Here is a 16,791-nt window from a genome sequence, read left to right on the forward strand (position 1 = left end):
GCATTTACACGTGGTTCATGAGGCCCAACTCAACGGGATGGGGCCGCAGATAGTATTGCTCGGACAGGTATTCCTGGCCGTACTTGCGCACATAGTGGTTGACCAGGGTCACGGGGACGATGAGGGGCTGAAGCCCCCGGGCGTAGAGGCTGACGATCTCGAGCATCTCCTGCTTCTCGTCGGCAGTGAGGATCTTTTTGAAATAGCCAAGGATATGCATGAGCACGTTCTGGTGCTTCCTGCGGGTTGTCTTGAAGCTCAGGGCCTTGAGAAGAAGGGGCAGATAGGCCTGTTCCAGATCGGCGACCGACAGGGAACCTGCCCGGGCCACGAGGCGACCCATTTCCCGGTAGGTGGGCTCGTGGTGGGCCATGATCAGGAGCTTGTGCCGGGTGTGGAAACGGACCAAACCGGCCGGGCCAAGATCGGAGGACAGCAAGTCCCTGAAGCGCTTGAGCACGAAGACTCGGGTGATGAAATTCTCCCGCAAGGCCGGATCGTTCAGGCGGCCCTCCTCCTCGGCCGGCACAAGCGGAAAGCGGTCCATGAACATGCGGGCCCAGATGCCCACGCCCTTCATGCTTGGAATGCCTTTCTCGCTGTAGACCTTGACCCGCTCCATGCCCGAGCTCGGCGATTTGCTCTTGAAAATGTACCCGCACAGACACAAAGGCGTGAGCTCTTCCAGACGGCCCTGTCCCCAGGCCTGCATGCGATCGGTGTGGTCCTCCCGGGTCTTGATGGTCCGCAGGCGGGGATGCTCCGGATCCCCTTCCAGACGCATGGCTTCCCGAGGCACGGGCAGGCCGCATTCCACCTCCGGGCACACGCCCACATAGTCGAAAAACTGACCCAGAGTGTCCCGCACGAAGCGGTCCAGCTTGTGGCCGCCGTCGTACCGAACGTTTTCGCCCAGCAGACAACGGCTGACTCCCATGGGAATTTTTTCCGTTCCGTCCATGCCTTTCTCCTTTCAGCCGCCGAAACGGCGAATATACGCATCCACGTCGAATTTTCGCCGACACCCGGCCTGACTCATATAGCGGACCGTACCGAAAATGGACCGCTCCTTCCATGGCCGATCGTGTAATCCGCCCATGGACCAGAGAACGCCCACGTACCCGTTGGGATCCCGGCCGTCGAGCTCAAAGCGATCGTTCAGGTCCACGGCCGTCTTCACGGCCTCTTCGGGCGTGGCCGTCCATTCCAGGATCTTCTTGGCCCAGTACATGCGAAGATAGCCGTGCATGACCCCGGTCTGGACCATCTGGCGCTGGGCCGCGTTCCACAGGGGGTCGTGGGTGACCGCCCGCTCCAGCTCGTCCCGGGAATAGAGGTACGGACGGGGGTCTCGCCGGTGCTTGTCCAAAGTGGCCCGGCCCCAGTCGGGTAGGCCAACCAAAGAGTCGTAGTCCCGGCAATGAAGGCAGAAATTGTCGCTCAGTTCCCGGCGGACAATGAGTTCCTCCAGAAAGGCCTCCCGGTCGGCGGACGGCACTCCCTTGCGCTCTGTAACCCGGCGGGCCACCTCCTGGGCCGAGATCTGGCCGAAATGGAGGAAGGGCGAAAGCCTGGATTGGCCATCCTTGTTGGGATCGTTCCGGTTCCGGTCGTACCCGGCCAGCCCCCGGGCCAGAAACTCCTCCAGACGCTCGGACCCGGAACCCGGACCGGGCCGGATCCCGGAAACAGGCTCCACTTCTCGCTCGCAGTCCAGACCGGCCAGCACGGCCTCGGCCGAAAAGGGATCTCCGGCCTCCATCGAGGCCTGAGTCTCGAGATTCGGAAACGGGGTCAGGAACTCGGCCGCCCGGCGATGAATCTTGGGCCTGATGGTCCGGGCCGCGTATTCTCGCTTGTCCGAGACCGCCCAGCACGGGATCACGTTGTGAGCGTCCACGCAAAAAACGGGGCTGGAAACCTGGCTCGTGACCTCGGCCTGCCAGGCCCGCTTCAGGCGAAGGGGATCGAAATCCGTGACCAGGGCCCCTGCTTGAACCCGGGTTACAAAGGCCGAGACCTCGGCTCCCGGTTCTCCACGCAAGAAGAAAAAAGGAATGTTCCGCTTGTCCAGAAGCTTGGCCGTCTCCTCCAGGCCCCTGAGCATGAAGTCGTAGGCCCTGAGCGTGGCCCGGGGAAAGGCCGATACCAGACAAAAGACCACAAATATTGGAGCCCCGGTCTTACGGGCCAGGTCCTGGGCCTGGATGAGAGCCCAATTGTGCTCGGCCCGCTGGTCCCGGCTCATCCAATAGACCACCGGCCCCGGGCCCTGGGCCGCCTCACGCAGAATTTGAATCCGTTCCGGGTGCACCCTCATGGGGCCTCAAGGACGATCTCGGTCACGGCCTGGAAACGTTCCACGAGCCGGATGGACTCCACGTCGAGACGCATGAGGGCCGTGGAGGCCAGGGCGATGAACTCGGCCAGCTCCGGATGTCGGTCAACGAACAAACGGCCAAGTTCAATACGCTCTTGCCCATCCTTCACTTCCACGGCCCGGGCCGCGAAGGTCAGGACCGGGGCCGAGAAATCGGGCTCCCGGCCAGACTTCGAACCGCCAATGAGCAGGGAGACCCACGGATTCTCGGCCATGTTCCGGTACTTGGTCGTCTCTCGAGGTGTGGCCAGAACGATGGTTTTCAGGTCGGCCGTGCAGGCAAAGGCCATGATATTGGTCAGGGGCCGGTCCCGGCCGCAGGTGGCCAGAACCCCGCTCCGTTCATTCTTCAGAATGGTTTCCAGACGTCGGAGCAATTCCTGATCCAGAACCCGTTTCTCCCTGGTGACCGTCAATTGCGGAGCGTGCATGTGGTCTCCTTTTGTTGGAACCGGACCGGGCCCTGCACGATCTTTGCCCCGGCCCGGCGGGCCAGACCGGTGAGCAGACCACGGAACAGGATCACGTGGACCGGGTGCAGGGAACGCCAGTAGATAATGCCCCAAAGCCCCCGGGGCAGGAACCGGGCCGAGAGCACGACCCGGGTCTGACGGGCCAAGACCGGTTCGAGCCGGAAATCGAGGATGGCCTCCCCGGGGAGGCGCATCTCGGCCAGAAGCTGAAGTCGCTGGTCTACATCGACGACGAGTACCCGCCAGAAATCCAGGGCGTCGCCCACTTGGACCTTGTCCGGGTGTCGTCGGCCTCGGCGCAGACCGATACCGCCGAGCATCCGATCGGCCAGGCCGCGCAGATTCCAGAGCCAGTCGGCAAAGTACCAGCCGTGCTCCCCACCGATGCCGGCCACGGCCGGCCAGACCTCGGCCGCGGGACGATCGAGCACGGCCGTGAAGGCCATCTCGAGTACCGTGCCCCCGGCGTAGGATACATCCCCGCAATCGACCCATTCCGGAGGTCGCAGATCCCCGGCGTCACTCCAGCAGGTTTCCACGGTCTGCTGGCGGACCCGGTCCAAAGCCCAGGCAATGGCTTCGGCCACGGTGACCAGAGGTGCGGGCACGGCCTCCCGGATGCGGTTGTCTTGGCAGACGACCTCGTTGCCAAGCCCCTGGGCCAAAGGTTTGGCTAGAGCCGCCGGAATCGGGGTGACCAGATGGATCCAATAGGAACTCAAGGTCGGAGTGAGCACGGGGACCGGGATGATCAGCCGTGGTTTGAGCCCGGCCGCCCGGGCGTAGATATCGAACATCTCTTTATAGGTGAGGATGTCAGGCCCGCCGATGTCATAGGTCTCCCCGGCCGTAGCCTCGTTCTCCAGGCAACCCGCCAAATAATCCAGAACATTGGAGATGGCTATGGGCTGGCATCTGGTATGGACCCAGATCGGGGTGATCATGACGGGCAGTCGGTCCACCAGATAGCGCATGATCTCGAAGGAAGCGCTCCCGGCTCCGAGGATCATGGCCGCCCGCAGCCAAGTCAGGGGAACCGGCCCTGAGCCCAAGATTTCGCCCACTTCCGTTCGTGACCGGAGGTGTTTGGACAATCCCTGGCCGACCGCACCCAGTCCGCCCAGATAGATGATCCGTTTGACCCCGGCTTGTTCGGCAGCGGCCCGGGCGTTTTCGGCCGCTTTTCGGTCCCGTTCGGCGTAATCGTGCCCACCCGGAGCCATAGAGTGGACAAGATAGAACACCGCGTCCATGTCGGCCATGGCCCGGTCCAGAGATTCTCGGTTTAGGGCGTCGGCAGCCGCGATTTCACACTCTTGATGCCCGGCCCAGGGTCGACAACCCAGCTTGGCCCTACTCCGGGCCGCGGCCCGCACGGTCCACCCGGCATCCAGAAGACGGGGAACAAGCCGACCACCCACGTACCCCGTGGCCCCCAGGACCAGGACACGGCCGCGAGAAAAAATATCGCTCATGATCGTTGATCTCCTTGGAATGATTCTACCGATGCAATGATGAATGCACAAGGCCACGCAGTCAGTCTCGTTGATCAATTCAAATCGGATGGGCCAAAGCTTTGGCTAGACGCGTTGTCGAACCTGGACTAGCCTGCTTGCCAAGGATCAAATTCTGATGCTTTCCAAAATTCTCCTCATTGCCTTGGCCGGAGCGGGCGGAACCCTGGCCCGCTACTGGCTCTCAGGCTTGGTTTATTCTGTTTTGGGCCGGGGTTTCCCGTGGGGAACGGCCGTGGTCAATGTTTTCGGCTCCTTTCTTTTCGGGCTCATCTGGATCCTGGCCGAAAACCGCATGGCCATCAACGCCGAAACGAGGACCATTCTCCTGGTCGGCTTCATGGGGGCGTTCACCACGTTCTCGACCTTCATCTTCGAATCCTCGGCTCTGATGACCGATCTTCAATGGGCCAGGCTGGCGGTCAACGTTGTCGGCCAGGTCCTGGTCGGCCTGGTGGCCCTGAGGCTTGGATTTTTTTTTGGCAGGATTCTGTAAATGGAGGGTTCCATGATCGACATCGAGACCATCCGCATCTTTGTCGGCGAAACCGCCAGGCACCAAGGCCTTCCGGTCTATGAACTCATTATCCGGGAGGCCCGTAAAAGAGGACTGGCTGGAGCAACGGTCTATCGCGGCGTCATGGGCTTTGGAGCCAACAGCCAAATCCATACGTCCAAAATCCTTCGCCTTTCCGAAGACCTGCCAATCGTTATCGAAATTGTTGATACCCCCGAACGGATTCAGGCTTTTTTGCCCCATCTCGAATCGATCCAGATCAAAGGAGCCTATTCAATCACTCCCGGAAAAGGCATGCTCCATCTCAAATGAGAATCGAGGCCGGAGCCGACTGTCTGACTCGATAGACTCTTGCCTTTTGTGGTCTTCAAGGGCAGAACCCGCCTCGTTCGACCAAAAACGCCTCTTTCCCGTGTCCAGAACCCCGCAACCCGACGAGGAATTTCCATGGCCTTGAGCATCGGCATCGTCGGACTGCCCAACGTGGGCAAGTCCACCCTCTTCAACGCCTTGACCCAGGCCCAGAACGCGGCCAGCGCCAACTATCCCTTCTGCACCATCGAGCCCAATCTGGCCGTGGTGCCCGTTCCGGACCACCGACTGGAGGCCCTGGCCAAGCTCGTCGATCCGGCCAAGATCACCCCGGCCACCGTGGATTTCATCGACATCGCCGGCCTGGTCAAAGGGGCCAGCCAGGGTGAGGGCTTGGGCAACAAGTTCCTGGCCAACATCCGCGACACCCAGGCCATTCTCCATGTGGTCCGGTGTTTCGACGATCCCGACGTCATTCATGTGGACGGCTCCGTGAACCCCATCCGGGACATCGAGGTCGTTGAGACCGAACTCATCCTGGCCGACGCCCAGACCCTGGAACGCCGCGTCGAGCGTATGGGCAAGCAGATCAAAGGGGACAAGTCCCTGCAGCCGATGCTCGATCTCGCCTCGGCCCTACTCGCCCGTCTCATGACCGGACAACCGGCCAGGGGCTTTTCGGATCTCGAAACCGACCACGGCCGGGCCTTTGTTGCCGAGACATCCCTTCTCACCCTCAAGCCGGTCATCTACTGCGCCAACGTGGACGATGCGTCCCTGGGCCAAGGCAATCAATACGTCGATCAGGTCCGCGAATTCGCGGCCTCCCGCGGCGAGGCCGTGGTCACCATCTCGGCCCGCATGGAAGAGGAATTGGTGGGGCTCGACCCCTCGGAACGGGCCGATTTTCTCGAATCCTTCGGCGTATCCGAAAGCGGCCTGGCCCAGATCATCCACACCGGCTACGCCACCCTGGGCCTTATCAGCTACTTTACGGCCGGGCCCAAGGAAGTTCGGGCCTGGACCATCCGCCGCGGCTGGAAGGCCCCCAAGGCGGCATCGGTCATTCATACCGATTTTGAAAAGGGATTCATTCGGGCTGAAATCGTCGGGTTCGACGACTACGTGGCCCAGGGCTCGGAATCGGCCTGCCGGGCGGCAGGCCTGCTTCGATCGGAAGGCAAGGAGTACGTGGTCAGGGACGGGGACGTCGTCCACTTTCTGTTCAACGTTTAGCCTCCCTTTTCCGGAACAATTCCTCGAGGATCGCCTCGGTCGCGGAATCCATGACAGGCCCATGCTCCATGCCCGTCAAGTGAAGGATGGCGTGGACCATGAGCCTGACCAGATGCTTATCGGGGTCCTGTCCATAAAGGACAGCCTCACGGCCCAGTGTTTCCACGCTCAGAACGATCTGACCCAGAGCGTCGTCTCCGTCTCCGGCCGGAAAGCTCAGGACGTTAGTCGGTCCGGGGCAGCCCATGAACTTCCAGTTGTATTCGGCCATCTCGGCATCGTCCACGCAGACCAGTTCCAATCCGGCCTCATAAAGACCCATGACGGCCATGATATCTCTTGTCACGCAACGCAATTCGTTTCTGGAAACCGGCAGCGACGGATCGATACGCGCCCCGCCTCGAACCACCGACAGGCCCGTCATTTTCCCCTCTCCCGCCGGGCCTGATCCCTGGCGGTCTCCCAACGATCGTAGGCCTGGACGATGCGGCCAACCAAAGGATGGCGGATAACGTCTTCGTCGCCGAACAAGGTCATGCCAATGCCCGGCACCCCGACCAGCACCTCCCGGGCCTGGATGAGGCCGGAATCGGTCCGCCCGGGAAGATCGATCTGGGTCACGTCGCCCGTGACCACGGCCCGGGAACCGAAACCCAGTCGGGTCAAAAACATCTTCATTTGCTCGGGGGTCGTGTTCTGGGCTTCATCCAGGATGATGAAAGCGTTGTTCAGCGTTCTTCCTCGCATGAAGGCCAGAGGAGCGATCTCAATGATGCCCGTGTCTCGCATTTCCTGGACCCTGGCGAAGTCCAGCATGTCATGCAGGGCATCGTACAGGGGGCGCAGGTAGGGGTTGACCTTCTCCACCAGATCCCCCGGCAAAAAGCCCAGTTTTTCCCCGGCCTCCACAGCCGGCCTGGTTAGGATGATCCGCTTGACCTGATGGGAGGTCAGGGCCGAAACGGCCAGGGCCACGGCCAGATATGTCTTGCCTGTGCCCGCCGGTCCGATGCCGAAGGTCAGGTCGTTGTGACGGATGGAATGAAGATATTCCCGCTGGTTCAAGGTCTTGGGAACGATGGTCTTGCGTGGCGACACCACAAAGACGTTGTTCCGGAAAAAGGCCTTGAGATTGGTGTTGGGTTCCCTGGACAGGATGCGCACTGCGCTGTCCACGTCCAGTTCGTGGACCCTGTATCCGGATTCGGCCAACTCGTAGAGTTGCTCGAGACATTTTTTTGCCAGGACCAGTCGTTCCTCCTCGGGGGACCGAAGGTAAAATTCGTTCCCTCGATGGTCGATGACCACGCCGGTCTTCTGAGAAAGCTGGCCGAGATTCTTGCCGTCCGGTCCAGACAAATCCTGAACCATGGTGCTGTCCTCGAACGTGACCGTGCATTCGACAACCTCGTGATGTTCGATCAAAGTCTGTCTCCCCCTTTGCAGATCCAAGCGGACCGTGCCGACGGTCCGAAGGACCCGGACTTGATTTCCCGATGCCCGGCTGGCAATATCCTCTTTTGCACGCCGGCCATGCCGGCATTCCAGGAACGAACAGAGAGCATCCCATGGCCACCGTCGTTGTCAGCGCCTTTTCCTTTCTCCAATCGACTTTTGCCAGCAAGGGGCTTTCCCCTTACGAAACCAGGGTGGACATTACCCCCGGCCAGAACTTGCAAGGTCTCATCAAATCGCTGGGCCTTTCCGACGACGAGGTCGAAGGGGCCTTTGTCAACGGCAAGGTTCACACCATGGATACGGTCCTGAACGATGGCGACAAAATCGCCCTGGTCCCCCCGGGTACCCCGGGACCCTACCGGGTGCTTCTCGGCATCCGCAGGGTCCGAGACAATGACATTCCAACGGAGAACCATTCATGAACCGTGTCACATACAATACGTCCATCTTGATTGTCCTGATTGCCTGCGTCATGCTTGCCGGATGCGCTGCCAAAAACACAAAGGTCAAACAAGCCGAGCCGACAGCCAACGCCACTGTCTGGCTGACGTCGGACGAATACAACGAGGCCCTCGGATTGGAGCGGGAAATCACCTACGATGCCCGGAGCAAGGATACCCAAAACCCTTGGCAAGGCCGTATCACCGGCATCGAGATCAAGGACCGTAAGCCAACGGGAAAACTTCGCATATCCCTTTCCCCCGAGATTGTTGTCACCAAGGACATCTCCGAAGTCGACGTATTCACCCACAAGCGGCCGCTCCTCTATTCGGACGAGGAACTGCCAGACTTTCAGCTTTCTCTGATTGAATTCTTCTTTCAGTGACCAGCCGACCCGGACTCAATCCCGGCCCTTAAGCAGCGGAACTGGATCCACGCTACGTCCCAGAACGCTTAGCCCGAAGTGAAGATGGGGCCCAGTGGCCCGTCCCGTCTTGCCCACGGATCCGACGACCTCCCCTTTTCGAACCACTTGACCGGAGCGGACCGAAATATCGGAAAGATGGGCGTACAGGCTGATCACGCCAAGACCGTGATCCAGGTACACCGATCGACCTGAAAAGTAGTGGTCTCCAGTCAAAACCACCACTCCGTCGGCGCAGGCCGCCACCGGCGTGCCCTCTGCACCGCGCAAATCGATCCCCTTGTGCGGGGACCGGGGTTGCCCGTTGAGGACCCGTCTCAGACCGAAGGAACTGGAAATACTCCCCGGAACAGGCCAGGCCAGGGGAAGATCCCAGTATCTGGCTGCTGTCACGGACCCTAGGATGGCCTTGATCTCCTTTTGCTCCGCCCAATGCCGCTCCAAACTTTCCGGTTTGGGATCAACCATGGCCTTGGGCAGCGCGAGCCGTTGCTCCTCGAACTCTCTGGACCGGATAGAAACCTCGGACCTGGCGATCTCTCGACGATCAGACGAGATCACGATCGGCCGTCTGCCGACCTCCTGATCCAAAGAAGCCGAAATCAGGGCTTCAGCCCGGAACGATCCATCCTCCTGTCCCCAAAAAATTAGGGGCACCCGAAACTCCTCCCAGACAAGAACCATGGATTCGGTCGACGCGAACGGGCTCCAGACCGTGCAGACGGCGGCCTCGCCCACGGCGAGGTGCTCTGGAGCTTCAAATCTCAAGGCCCGGGCCTCGAGCGGCGATACGACTGTGCCAAGCCATACGGCCAAAATCAGAAGAAACTTTCGGGACACGGTTCTAACCATGACCATCTCCTTCGGCATCGGATGGCTCCAAGACCCTTACAGGGATTTGTCCATCGTGGAAGCCGATGTCCAGACGCTCACCGGAGTGGACCTGAGCGGAGCTGACGACGAGTTCACCACCCATCCCCCTCACCAAGGCGTACCCTCGCCCCAGGGGACGCAAAGGGTCGAGCCCCTCTAGTCTGGACCAGGCCAGCTCCAGAGCGGCCTCGGACTGGCGGACCAATGCCTTGACCGAGGATTCAAAACGGTTAAAAAAAATGGAGAGCTGCTCCATCCGGCGTTCCCAGAATTCCAGCCGACGGCAGGATGTCAGAGCCTCGACCCGTGTCTCCACTCGCTGGCCCAAACCATCTAACCAGAACGTCATTGCACGAGCCAGATCTGCCTCAATCTTGCCAATCTCCTTTGCCGAGCGCTCCAGGCTTGCGACAGGAGAAAGCAGGCTCAATTCCCTCTCAAGGACCCGGATCGCATCCACCTTGGATCGTTCGTGCGAATTCCACGCCCGCGCCAATCCGGCTCCAGCCTCGTCGAGCCGCTGAAACAGGGATTCCCGATCCGTCCACAGTAATTGAGCCGCATGGCTCGGAGTTGCCGCCCGGATATCGACCACAAGATCGGCAATGGTCACATCCACTTCATGACCCACGCCGGTGATGACCGGGATAGGGGAAGAGGCCAGGGCCAAGGCCAATTCTTTACTGTTGAAGGCCCACAGATCCTCCAGAGAGCCGCCTCCCCGAACGAGGACCAACACTTCGGCCCAGCCGTCCCGCCCGCATCGCTCCACGGCCCGAGCCAATTGCTCCGGGGCCTGGGATCCTTGGACAAGAGAGGGGTACATTCGAATCTCCCCTCCTGTTCCTCGGCAGGCGCCGATCTCGAGAAAATCCTGAATCGCCGCTCCAGTGGGCGCGGCAATGACCGCCACCCGCTTCGGATTGACGGGCAGAGATCGTTTTCGGGACTGGTCGAAAAATCCAAGACCGGCCAATTCCTGTTTCAAAGCTTCGAATTGAATATGCAGGTTTCCGACCCCGTCTTCCTGGACCAATTCGGCCACGAGCTGATAAACTCCCCGTGGGGCATACACGGCCAGCCGTCCGGCGCACAAAACCGAGGAGCCTTCACTAGGCAGCCAGTCGAGTGGGTCGGCCTCGAAGACCTCCCCGGTCAGTGGATCGATGCGCTCCCCGGTCTGAACAAAATGCCGGGACCTACTGGATTTGAACCAAACCACGGCCAAAACTGCGGCTTCATCCTTGAGATTGAAATAGACATGACCGGATCCGGCCCGAGTCAGATTTCCAATCTGCCCCCGAACCCGAACGAATGGGAATTCCCCTTCGACCACGGTCTTGACGGCCTCGGTCAGATCCCGAACGCTGAATATTTGTCCCATGGCCCTCGGATCATTCCCTAGCTTGCCGCCAAATTCCATCCCCGGTGAACGGATCTTCTCCAGTCGTTGAAATCGGCTTCAAAAGCATCAAGACGCAACTCGGTCTTCTCCCCGGTTCTCCTGTCCTTGGCTTCCAGAATTCCTTTGACCAGACCCTTCTCGCCCAGAACGAGCTGCATGGGACAACCGACGAGATCCGCGTCGTTGAATTTGATTCCCGGCCGTTCGTCTCGATCGTCCAGAAGGACCTCGACCCCCATGGCCTGAAGCTGTCCATAGATCTTTTCCGCCTTGGCCGTCACCTCTTGTGAACGGGCCGCAAGGGGGATGAGCACGGCTTCGAACGGCGCAATGGGCGGAGGGAAAATCATGCCCTTTTCGTCATGGTTCTGTTCGATGCAGGCCGCCACCACCCGACTGACGCCGATACCGTAGCAACCCATGATCATGATCCGCTCCCTACCCTGCTCGTCGAGAAAAACGGCGTTCATGGCCCGGCTGTACTTGGTCCCCAACTTGAATACATGACCGACCTCGATGCCCTTGGGGAGACTGACTTTCCCGCTACATTCCGGACAAGAATCGGTTTCGGTCACGTTGCGAAGATCGGCATACTCGGCCATCAGAACATCACGTTCAAGGCTGACATGGACAAGATGGAAATCGGCCTTGTTGGCTCCGACCACCCAGTCGGTCCCCTGGGCCAGTTCCTGATCAGCCAGGATCCGACACGAGGCCAGTCCGACCGGGCCGGCGAAACCCACTGGAGCACCAGACCACTCCCGGACCTGATCGGGGGTGGCCAAGGAGCAGGCCTCGGCTCCGAGACGATTCTTGAGCTTGATCTCGTTCAGTTCCCGGTCTCCCCGTATGAGAACGGCCACGGCCGAGCCATCGACATCATAGAGAAGGGTCTTGATGATTCGCTCCGGACCAAGGCCGAAAAAATCGGCCACTTCGGACACGGTATGTTTTCCGGGCGTGGCGACCTCGGTCAAGGACGGGCATGGTCCAAAAACGGCTCCTTCGTCCAACTTGACCCGGGCTTTCTCCAGATTGGCGGCATACTGGCATGACTCGCAAACAACCAGGGTATCCTCGCCGGTGTCGGCCAGGACCATGAACTCGTGGGAAAAGCTGCCTCCTATTGAGCCCGAATCGGCCTCCACGGCACGGAAACGCAGTCCGAGTCGGCCGAAGACCAGCTTATAGGCCTCATACATCGCCCAGTAACTCCGTTCGGCCCCTTCCTCGTCCCTGTCGAAGGAATACGCATCCTTCATGACGAATTCCCGTCCACGCATAAGCCCGAATCTCGGCCGAATCTCGTCCCGGAACTTGGTCTGAATTTGATAGAGATTCAGAGGCAGTTGACGATAAGAACGCACTTCTCCTCGGATCAGATCGGTGACAACCTCCTCGTGGGTCGGCCCCAGACAGGACTCCCGGTCGTGGCGATCCAAGAAGCGCAACAACTCGCGACCATAGGCGTTCCACCTCCCGGACTCCTTCCAGAGGTCGGCCGGCTGCACCGTGGGCATAAGAATTTCCAGGCTACCGGCCCGATTCATCTCCTCTCGAACGATGGCCGACACCTTGTTCAGCGCCCTCAGCCCAAGGGGCAGATAGGTATAGACCCCTGCCGTGAGTTTACGAATCATGCCCGCCCGCAAAAGAAGCTTGTGGCTGATCACCTCGGCCTCGGCCGGATCTTCCTTCAAAGTCGGAATGTAATAATTTGAATAGCGCATCGTTTATGAGCCTGCCTGTTCGTTGTGGTTGATGATGACATGGCGTTCCCGAATGAACTCCTCAAGCTCTTCGAGAAATGCGGGTAAAAGTCGATCGTGTCCGAGAACCGTCTGGACAACCCGGCCCTTGCGAAAAATGATCCCCTTGTCCCGTCCACCGGCAATGCCGATGTCGGCCTCGCGGGCCTCGCCTGGACCGTTGACCACACATCCCATGACAGCCACTGTGAAAATGTCTTGAACCGACATGAGGCGATCTTCAACAGCCTCGGCCAAACCCTGAAGATCAATTTCAGTCCGTCCGCAGGTCGGACAGGAAATGATCTCCGGCCCACGGTGTCTGAGCCCCAGCGATCGGAGAATTCCCCAAGCCACCGGAAGCTCGGCAGCAGGAGAACCGGTCAGCGACACCCTCAACGTGTCACCCAGTCCGAGGTAAAGGAGTATCCCCAAGCCGACTCCGGACTTGACCGCACCTCTGGCCGGAGTTCCAGCCTCGGTTATGCCGATGTGGAAGGGGTAGTCCACCCGTTCGGCCAAAAGTCGATAGGCCTCCACGGTATTGGTCACGGACGAAGATTTCAGCGAGACCTTGATCAGGTCGAAATTCAGATTTTCAAGAATCCGGATATGCCCCATTGCGCTTTCAACCATGGCCTCCGGCGTCGGGCCACCATATCGGGACAACACGTCCTTTTCCAGTGATCCGCCATTGACCCCAATTCGGATCGGGACGTTGCCGGCCTTGGCGGCATCCACCACCCGTCGAATCTTAGTTGGTCCGCCGATGTTCCCAGGATTGATCCTGAGTCCGTCGATACCGGCCTCAACAGCGGCCACGGCTAAACGAGAATCAAAATGAATGTCCGCTACCAGGGAAACACCCGTTTTGACTCTGATTTGGCCCAGGGCCTTGGCGGCGGCCATGTCCGGAACGGCCAACCGCACGATTTCGCACCCACCGTAGGCCAACCCCTCGATTTGCTCCAGCGTGGCCTCAATGTTTCGAGTATCGGTATTGGCCATGGACTGAACCCTGATCGGCTCGTGTCCTCCGATGGCCACCTTGCCAATCCGGACCACTTTCGATTCACGCCGTTGAATCATCCTGTCTCTCCTCGGGAAAAGACTACGGGACCTCGTATTGGACGGTCAACATCGGAAAACGCATCTTGGTCCAAACCGGTGCGGCAATGGATCCTCCCGATAATGGTTTTTCACAGGACTTCCTGTCATATGTGAAAGCCATATTGACTTTCAGAAGCTAGAGCATAATTTTTAACAAATTATTTTTCTGCCTCACATTCATGTAGCAAGCAGGAGGTATGTGTTATGTTCAGAAAATTTTTGCCGGAATTACAGAAAAATTCCCTGAAAACACAGCGCCCGACCAGCATGGCCGACCTTTTGGAAGACTTCTGGAAGAGTCCGTTTGATTTCATGTCCTTCCGGGACCTTGGATACCCGGCCGTTGACATTTCCGAAAACGACAAGCAAATATCGATCAAGGCCGAACTGCCGGGCATGGAACCCACTGACATCGACCTTCAGATCGAGGGAAACGCTCTGATCATCAAGGGTGAAAAAAAATTCGAGGAAAAAGAAATAAAAGACAACTTCCACCGTCTGGAAAGAAGCTACGGAAGCTTTAGCCGAACCATCCCACTTCCTGGGCCAGTGAACCAAAAAAACGTCATGGCAAGATTCGACAAGGGTATTTTGACAATAATTTTTGAAAAGGCACCGGAAAAATCAGGGACGAAAATTCAAATCCAATCATGACCGAGAACCTTTAGCCAAAGGAATGCCAATGACCAAGTCAATGCAATTCATCGTATCCGGAAAGGTCCAGGGCGTCGGCTTCAGAGCCTGGGTCAGAGAACAGGCCGAAGCCCTTGGCCTCACAGGCTGGGTTAGAAATCTCCGAGATAGCGAAGTGGAAATTCTAGCCCAGGGACCCGAAGAAAAAATGAACGAATTGAGAACGAGGCTAGTACAGGGTTCCACGTTCAGTCACGTCAAAGATGTCAAGGGGCAGTGGATCGAATACGACAAAGGCTACGAGCACTTCTCCGTCAGATAGCGCTCACATTGGAGGGGGGAGGGATTGAACTCCCCCTTTTTTGCTCCATCAATGACCTCGTAGCCAATACGTCTCCCAATTTTTCAAACTCTGTATTTCTTTAACAGTTCAAGATTATTTAGTTTTCAAACTTGATGACGACTGAAACTTGAACTTGGCTGTGCGGAATTCGAAAGGAGGTTCGTTAATGGTCCGCAAGGGCAGGGTGAAGTGGTTCGACGAAGAAAAGGGTTTTGGGTATATCGAAACCGAAGCCGATGATGAAGATGTATTTGTCCATTACGCCGACATTCAGATGACTGGCTTCAAGACCTTGAAAAAAGGAACCTTGGTTTCTTTTGTCGTCGGCCAAAGCGAATATGGACTCAAGGCCGAACAAGTCGTGCCCATTTCCAATGACTGAAGCGTCGGCTTTGGAAAATTCCCAAGCAACTGGCCCTGAGCGTCACGACCTAGCACGCGCTGTTTTTGACCGACTTGCCCGCCGGTACCCGCGCCCATCGACCCAATTGAATTGGAAAAATCCATGGGAACTCCTAGTAGCCACGATTCTCTCGGCCCAATGCACTGACGTCCGGGTCAATAAAATCACCCCGGACTTCTTCTCCCGATGGCCCGAGCCAATCGACCTGCTCAATGCCGATCTGAAAGAAATTGAAAAAATTATCTATTCGGCGGGGTTCTACCGGAACAAGGCCAAAAACCTACAGGAGACCGCCCGTCTGCTAGTGGAAAAACACCAAGGTTTTATCCCGTCATCAATGGACGAATTGGTTACTCTTCCGGGAGTAGCGCGAAAAACGGCCAATGTGGTTCTCTCGAACGCTTTTGGAATTCAGGAAGGCATCGCCGTGGACACTCATGTGGCCAGGATCTCACAGAGGTTGGGCCTGACCGATTTTAGCAATCCGACGAAAATCGAAAAAGAATTGATGGAAGTTTTTCCTCAAAAAGAATGGGGAAACATGAACCACCGCCTCGTTCTCTTTGGCCGTGACGTGTGTCGGGCCAAAAATCCACAATGCGAACGCTGCGAATTGGCTCAATTCTGTTCATTTTACTTTTAAAATTTATTAAATATCAATCACTTATCCTTGGACTTATCAACTAACCCTTTGGTCAATCCGGCCAGGACCCCACCAATGACGCCGAGGAAAAAAGCCCGCTGAAGAGGCATGCCCATCCAGCTGGCGATAAATCCTACGGATCCGCCAAGAAGAATTCCCCGCCCAAGTGCCGATAGTATCGAAGACCGCCTTTTTTCGTTCATCTCACGTCCCGCATCGAAATTTCATATCATCTACAAAACCAAATAAAAAAAAGTCCTGGCGACGACCTACTTTCCCACACTTAAAAGCGCAGTATCATCGGCGATGGAGGGCTTAACTTCCGAGTTCGGAATGGTATCGGGTGTGTCCCCTCCTCCTTGGTCACCAGGACTCAATATATGAGCAAAATGGGTGATGGAAGTTGTTGTTAAGACTCACGGTCTATTAGTACCGGTCAGCTGAACACATTGCTGTGCTTACACCTCCGGCCTATCAACCTGGTAGTCTCCCAGGGACCTTCAGTCATCCGAAGATGAGGGGAGACCTAATCTCGAGGCAGGCTTCCCGCTTAGATGCTTTCAGCGGTTATCCCTTCCGATCATAGCTACCCTGCGCTGCAACTGGCGTCACAACAGGGACACTAGTGGATCGTCCATCCCGGTCCTCTCGTACTAGGGACAGGCCCTCTCAAGTCTCCTACGCCCACGGAAGATAGGGACCAAACTGTCTCACGACGTTTTAAACCCAGCTCGCGTACCACTTTAAACGGCGAACAGCCGTACCCTTGGGACCTGCTTCAGCCCCAGGATGTGATGAGCCGACATCGAGGTGCCAAACCGCATCGTCGATGTGAACTCTTGGATGCGATCAGCCTGTTATCCCCGGCGTACCTTTTA

20 protein-coding genes and 2 rRNA genes are annotated in these 16,791 nt (G+C 58.0%); 9 read left to right on the forward strand and 13 right to left on the reverse strand.

The window, feature by feature from the left end:
- Positions 1-4: 4 nt before the first annotated feature.
- The 4 genes from EOM25_02935 to EOM25_02950 are packed head-to-tail and all read right to left on the reverse strand — an operon-like array spanning position 5 to position 4,328.
- Complete coding sequence (locus EOM25_02935) at positions 5-961, reverse strand: DUF1722 domain-containing protein (GenBank protein NCC24144.1); 957 nt, start codon at positions 959-961, stop codon at positions 5-7.
- Positions 962-973: 12 nt separating this feature from the next.
- Positions 974-2,320: a deoxyribodipyrimidine photo-lyase gene (locus tag EOM25_02940; GenBank protein NCC24145.1), complete on the reverse strand. Its 1,347-nt coding sequence runs from the start codon at positions 2,318-2,320 to the stop codon at positions 974-976.
- Positions 2,317-2,811, reverse strand: coding sequence for a pyridoxamine 5'-phosphate oxidase family protein (locus EOM25_02945; GenBank protein ID NCC24146.1), 495 nt, complete (start codon positions 2,809-2,811; stop codon positions 2,317-2,319). The genes EOM25_02940 and EOM25_02945 overlap by 4 nt, the downstream gene beginning before the upstream one ends.
- Complete coding sequence (locus EOM25_02950; protein NCC24147.1) at positions 2,793-4,328, reverse strand: SDR family oxidoreductase; 1,536 nt, start codon at positions 4,326-4,328, stop codon at positions 2,793-2,795. The genes EOM25_02945 and EOM25_02950 overlap by 19 nt, the downstream gene beginning before the upstream one ends.
- Before the next feature lie 157 nt (positions 4,329-4,485).
- Between EOM25_02950 and EOM25_02955 the strand changes: the two genes are divergently transcribed.
- The 3 genes from EOM25_02955 (at position 4,486) to ychF (ending at position 6,432) form a co-directional block, all read left to right on the forward strand.
- Positions 4,486-4,863: a chromosome condensation protein CrcB gene (locus EOM25_02955; protein ID NCC24148.1), complete on the forward strand. Its 378-nt coding sequence runs from the start codon at positions 4,486-4,488 to the stop codon at positions 4,861-4,863.
- Between the two features lie 12 nt (positions 4,864-4,875).
- Positions 4,876-5,196 carry a DUF190 domain-containing protein gene (locus tag EOM25_02960; GenBank protein ID NCC24149.1) on the forward strand — a complete coding sequence of 107 codons (321 nt, stop codon included), beginning with the start codon at positions 4,876-4,878 and terminating at the stop codon, positions 5,194-5,196.
- A gap of 135 nt (positions 5,197-5,331) precedes the next feature.
- Positions 5,332-6,432, forward strand: coding sequence for a redox-regulated ATPase YchF (gene ychF / locus EOM25_02965; GenBank protein ID NCC24150.1), 1,101 nt, complete (start codon positions 5,332-5,334; stop codon positions 6,430-6,432).
- On the opposite strand, the gene ybeY is transcribed toward ychF, so the two are convergent.
- A complete protein-coding gene (gene ybeY / locus EOM25_02970; GenBank protein ID NCC24151.1) occupies positions 6,422-6,856 on the reverse strand; it encodes an rRNA maturation RNase YbeY in 435 nt (144 codons plus the stop codon). The two genes, ychF and ybeY, sit on opposite strands and share 11 nt — an antisense overlap.
- Entirely contained in the window at positions 6,853-7,803 is a 951-nt protein-coding gene (locus tag EOM25_02975) for a PhoH family protein (GenBank protein ID NCC24152.1), read from the reverse strand. The genes ybeY and EOM25_02975 overlap by 4 nt, the downstream gene beginning before the upstream one ends.
- A 197-nt stretch (positions 7,804-8,000) precedes the next feature.
- On the opposite strand from EOM25_02975, the gene EOM25_02980 reads away from it, so the two are divergent.
- Both EOM25_02980 and EOM25_02985 read left to right on the forward strand, forming a co-directional pair.
- Positions 8,001-8,312: a MoaD/ThiS family protein gene (locus EOM25_02980; GenBank protein NCC24153.1), complete on the forward strand. Its 312-nt coding sequence runs from the start codon at positions 8,001-8,003 to the stop codon at positions 8,310-8,312.
- Positions 8,309-8,716: a hypothetical protein gene (locus EOM25_02985; GenBank protein NCC24154.1), complete on the forward strand. Its 408-nt coding sequence runs from the start codon at positions 8,309-8,311 to the stop codon at positions 8,714-8,716. The genes EOM25_02980 and EOM25_02985 overlap by 4 nt, the downstream gene beginning before the upstream one ends.
- 15 nt (positions 8,717-8,731) lie before the next feature.
- Here EOM25_02985 and EOM25_02990 read toward each other — a convergent pair whose 3' ends face one another.
- The 4 genes from EOM25_02990 to EOM25_03005 are packed head-to-tail and all read right to left on the reverse strand — an operon-like array spanning position 8,732 to position 13,870.
- Complete coding sequence (locus tag EOM25_02990; GenBank protein ID NCC24155.1) at positions 8,732-9,625, reverse strand: M23 family peptidase; 894 nt, start codon at positions 9,623-9,625, stop codon at positions 8,732-8,734.
- Positions 9,600-11,012: an exodeoxyribonuclease VII large subunit gene (xseA, locus tag EOM25_02995; protein ID NCC24156.1), complete on the reverse strand. Its 1,413-nt coding sequence runs from the start codon at positions 11,010-11,012 to the stop codon at positions 9,600-9,602. The genes EOM25_02990 and xseA overlap by 26 nt, the downstream gene beginning before the upstream one ends.
- Positions 11,013-11,029: 17 nt before the next feature.
- Positions 11,030-12,763, reverse strand: coding sequence for a proline--tRNA ligase (locus tag EOM25_03000; GenBank protein NCC24157.1), 1,734 nt, complete (start codon positions 12,761-12,763; stop codon positions 11,030-11,032).
- Between the two features lie 3 nt (positions 12,764-12,766).
- Positions 12,767-13,870: a flavodoxin-dependent (E)-4-hydroxy-3-methylbut-2-enyl-diphosphate synthase gene (locus tag EOM25_03005; protein NCC24158.1), complete on the reverse strand. Its 1,104-nt coding sequence runs from the start codon at positions 13,868-13,870 to the stop codon at positions 12,767-12,769.
- A gap of 225 nt (positions 13,871-14,095) precedes the next feature.
- Here EOM25_03005 and EOM25_03010 point away from each other — a divergent pair, with 225 nt between their 5' ends.
- The 4 genes from EOM25_03010 (at position 14,096) to nth (ending at position 15,913) form a co-directional block, all read left to right on the forward strand.
- Positions 14,096-14,545, forward strand: coding sequence for an Hsp20/alpha crystallin family protein (locus EOM25_03010; GenBank protein ID NCC24159.1), 450 nt, complete (start codon positions 14,096-14,098; stop codon positions 14,543-14,545).
- A gap of 28 nt (positions 14,546-14,573) precedes the next feature.
- A complete protein-coding gene (locus EOM25_03015; protein NCC24160.1) occupies positions 14,574-14,846 on the forward strand; it encodes an acylphosphatase in 273 nt (90 codons plus the stop codon).
- A gap of 187 nt (positions 14,847-15,033) precedes the next feature.
- The gene (locus tag EOM25_03020; protein NCC24161.1) at positions 15,034-15,249 is read left to right on the forward strand and encodes a cold shock domain-containing protein; all 216 of its coding nucleotides are present in this window, start codon (positions 15,034-15,036) and stop codon (positions 15,247-15,249) included.
- Positions 15,242-15,913: an endonuclease III gene (nth, locus tag EOM25_03025; GenBank protein NCC24162.1), complete on the forward strand. Its 672-nt coding sequence runs from the start codon at positions 15,242-15,244 to the stop codon at positions 15,911-15,913. The genes EOM25_03020 and nth overlap by 8 nt, the downstream gene beginning before the upstream one ends.
- A 17-nt stretch (positions 15,914-15,930) precedes the next feature.
- On the opposite strand, the gene EOM25_03030 is transcribed toward nth, so the two are convergent.
- From EOM25_03030 to EOM25_03040, 3 genes are all read right to left on the reverse strand, one after another.
- Positions 15,931-16,116, reverse strand: a complete 186-nt coding sequence (locus EOM25_03030; protein NCC24163.1) for a hypothetical protein — start codon at positions 16,114-16,116, stop codon at positions 15,931-15,933.
- Between the two features lie 53 nt (positions 16,117-16,169).
- Positions 16,170-16,284, reverse strand: a 5S ribosomal RNA gene (gene rrf, locus EOM25_03035).
- Positions 16,285-16,316: 32 nt separating this feature from the next.
- Positions 16,317-16,791 (reverse strand): 23S ribosomal RNA (locus EOM25_03040); the annotation flags it as partial.

This window comes from Deltaproteobacteria bacterium (assembly GCA_009929795.1).
Classification (GTDB): Bacteria; Desulfobacterota; Desulfovibrionia; order Desulfovibrionales; family Desulfomicrobiaceae; genus RZZR01.

Coding starts and splice junctions, on each gene's coding strand:
- EOM25_02945 (NCC24146.1), bottom strand. CDS start 2,811: ATGCACGCTCCGCAATTGACGGTCACCAGGGAGAAACGGGTTCTGGAT.
- EOM25_03015 (NCC24160.1), top strand. CDS start 14,574: ATGACCAAGTCAATGCAATTCATCGTATCCGGAAAGGTCCAGGGCGTC.
- EOM25_02940 (NCC24145.1), bottom strand. CDS start 2,320: ATGAGGGTGCACCCGGAACGGATTCAAATTCTGCGTGAGGCGGCCCAG.
- EOM25_02990 (NCC24155.1), bottom strand. CDS start 9,625: ATGCCGAAGGAGATGGTCATGGTTAGAACCGTGTCCCGAAAGTTTCTT.
- EOM25_02980 (NCC24153.1), top strand. CDS start 8,001: ATGGCCACCGTCGTTGTCAGCGCCTTTTCCTTTCTCCAATCGACTTTT.
- EOM25_02935 (NCC24144.1), bottom strand. CDS start 961: ATGGACGGAACGGAAAAAATTCCCATGGGAGTCAGCCGTTGTCTGCTG.
- EOM25_02955 (NCC24148.1), top strand. CDS start 4,486: ATGCTTTCCAAAATTCTCCTCATTGCCTTGGCCGGAGCGGGCGGAACC.
- ychF (NCC24150.1), top strand. CDS start 5,332: ATGGCCTTGAGCATCGGCATCGTCGGACTGCCCAACGTGGGCAAGTCC.
- EOM25_02975 (NCC24152.1), bottom strand. CDS start 7,803: ATGGTTCAGGATTTGTCTGGACCGGACGGCAAGAATCTCGGCCAGCTT.
- EOM25_03005 (NCC24158.1), bottom strand. CDS start 13,870: ATGATTCAACGGCGTGAATCGAAAGTGGTCCGGATTGGCAAGGTGGCC.
- EOM25_03030 (NCC24163.1), bottom strand. CDS start 16,116: ATGAACGAAAAAAGGCGGTCTTCGATACTATCGGCACTTGGGCGGGGA.
- EOM25_03000 (NCC24157.1), bottom strand. CDS start 12,763: ATGCGCTATTCAAATTATTACATTCCGACTTTGAAGGAAGATCCGGCC.
- nth (NCC24162.1), top strand. CDS start 15,242: ATGACTGAAGCGTCGGCTTTGGAAAATTCCCAAGCAACTGGCCCTGAG.
- EOM25_02950 (NCC24147.1), bottom strand. CDS start 4,328: ATGAGCGATATTTTTTCTCGCGGCCGTGTCCTGGTCCTGGGGGCCACG.
- EOM25_03010 (NCC24159.1), top strand. CDS start 14,096: ATGTTCAGAAAATTTTTGCCGGAATTACAGAAAAATTCCCTGAAAACA.
- ybeY (NCC24151.1), bottom strand. CDS start 6,856: ATGACGGGCCTGTCGGTGGTTCGAGGCGGGGCGCGTATCGATCCGTCG.
- EOM25_02985 (NCC24154.1), top strand. CDS start 8,309: ATGAACCGTGTCACATACAATACGTCCATCTTGATTGTCCTGATTGCC.
- EOM25_03020 (NCC24161.1), top strand. CDS start 15,034: ATGGTCCGCAAGGGCAGGGTGAAGTGGTTCGACGAAGAAAAGGGTTTT.
- EOM25_02960 (NCC24149.1), top strand. CDS start 4,876: ATGATCGACATCGAGACCATCCGCATCTTTGTCGGCGAAACCGCCAGG.
- xseA (NCC24156.1), bottom strand. CDS start 11,012: ATGGGACAAATATTCAGCGTTCGGGATCTGACCGAGGCCGTCAAGACC.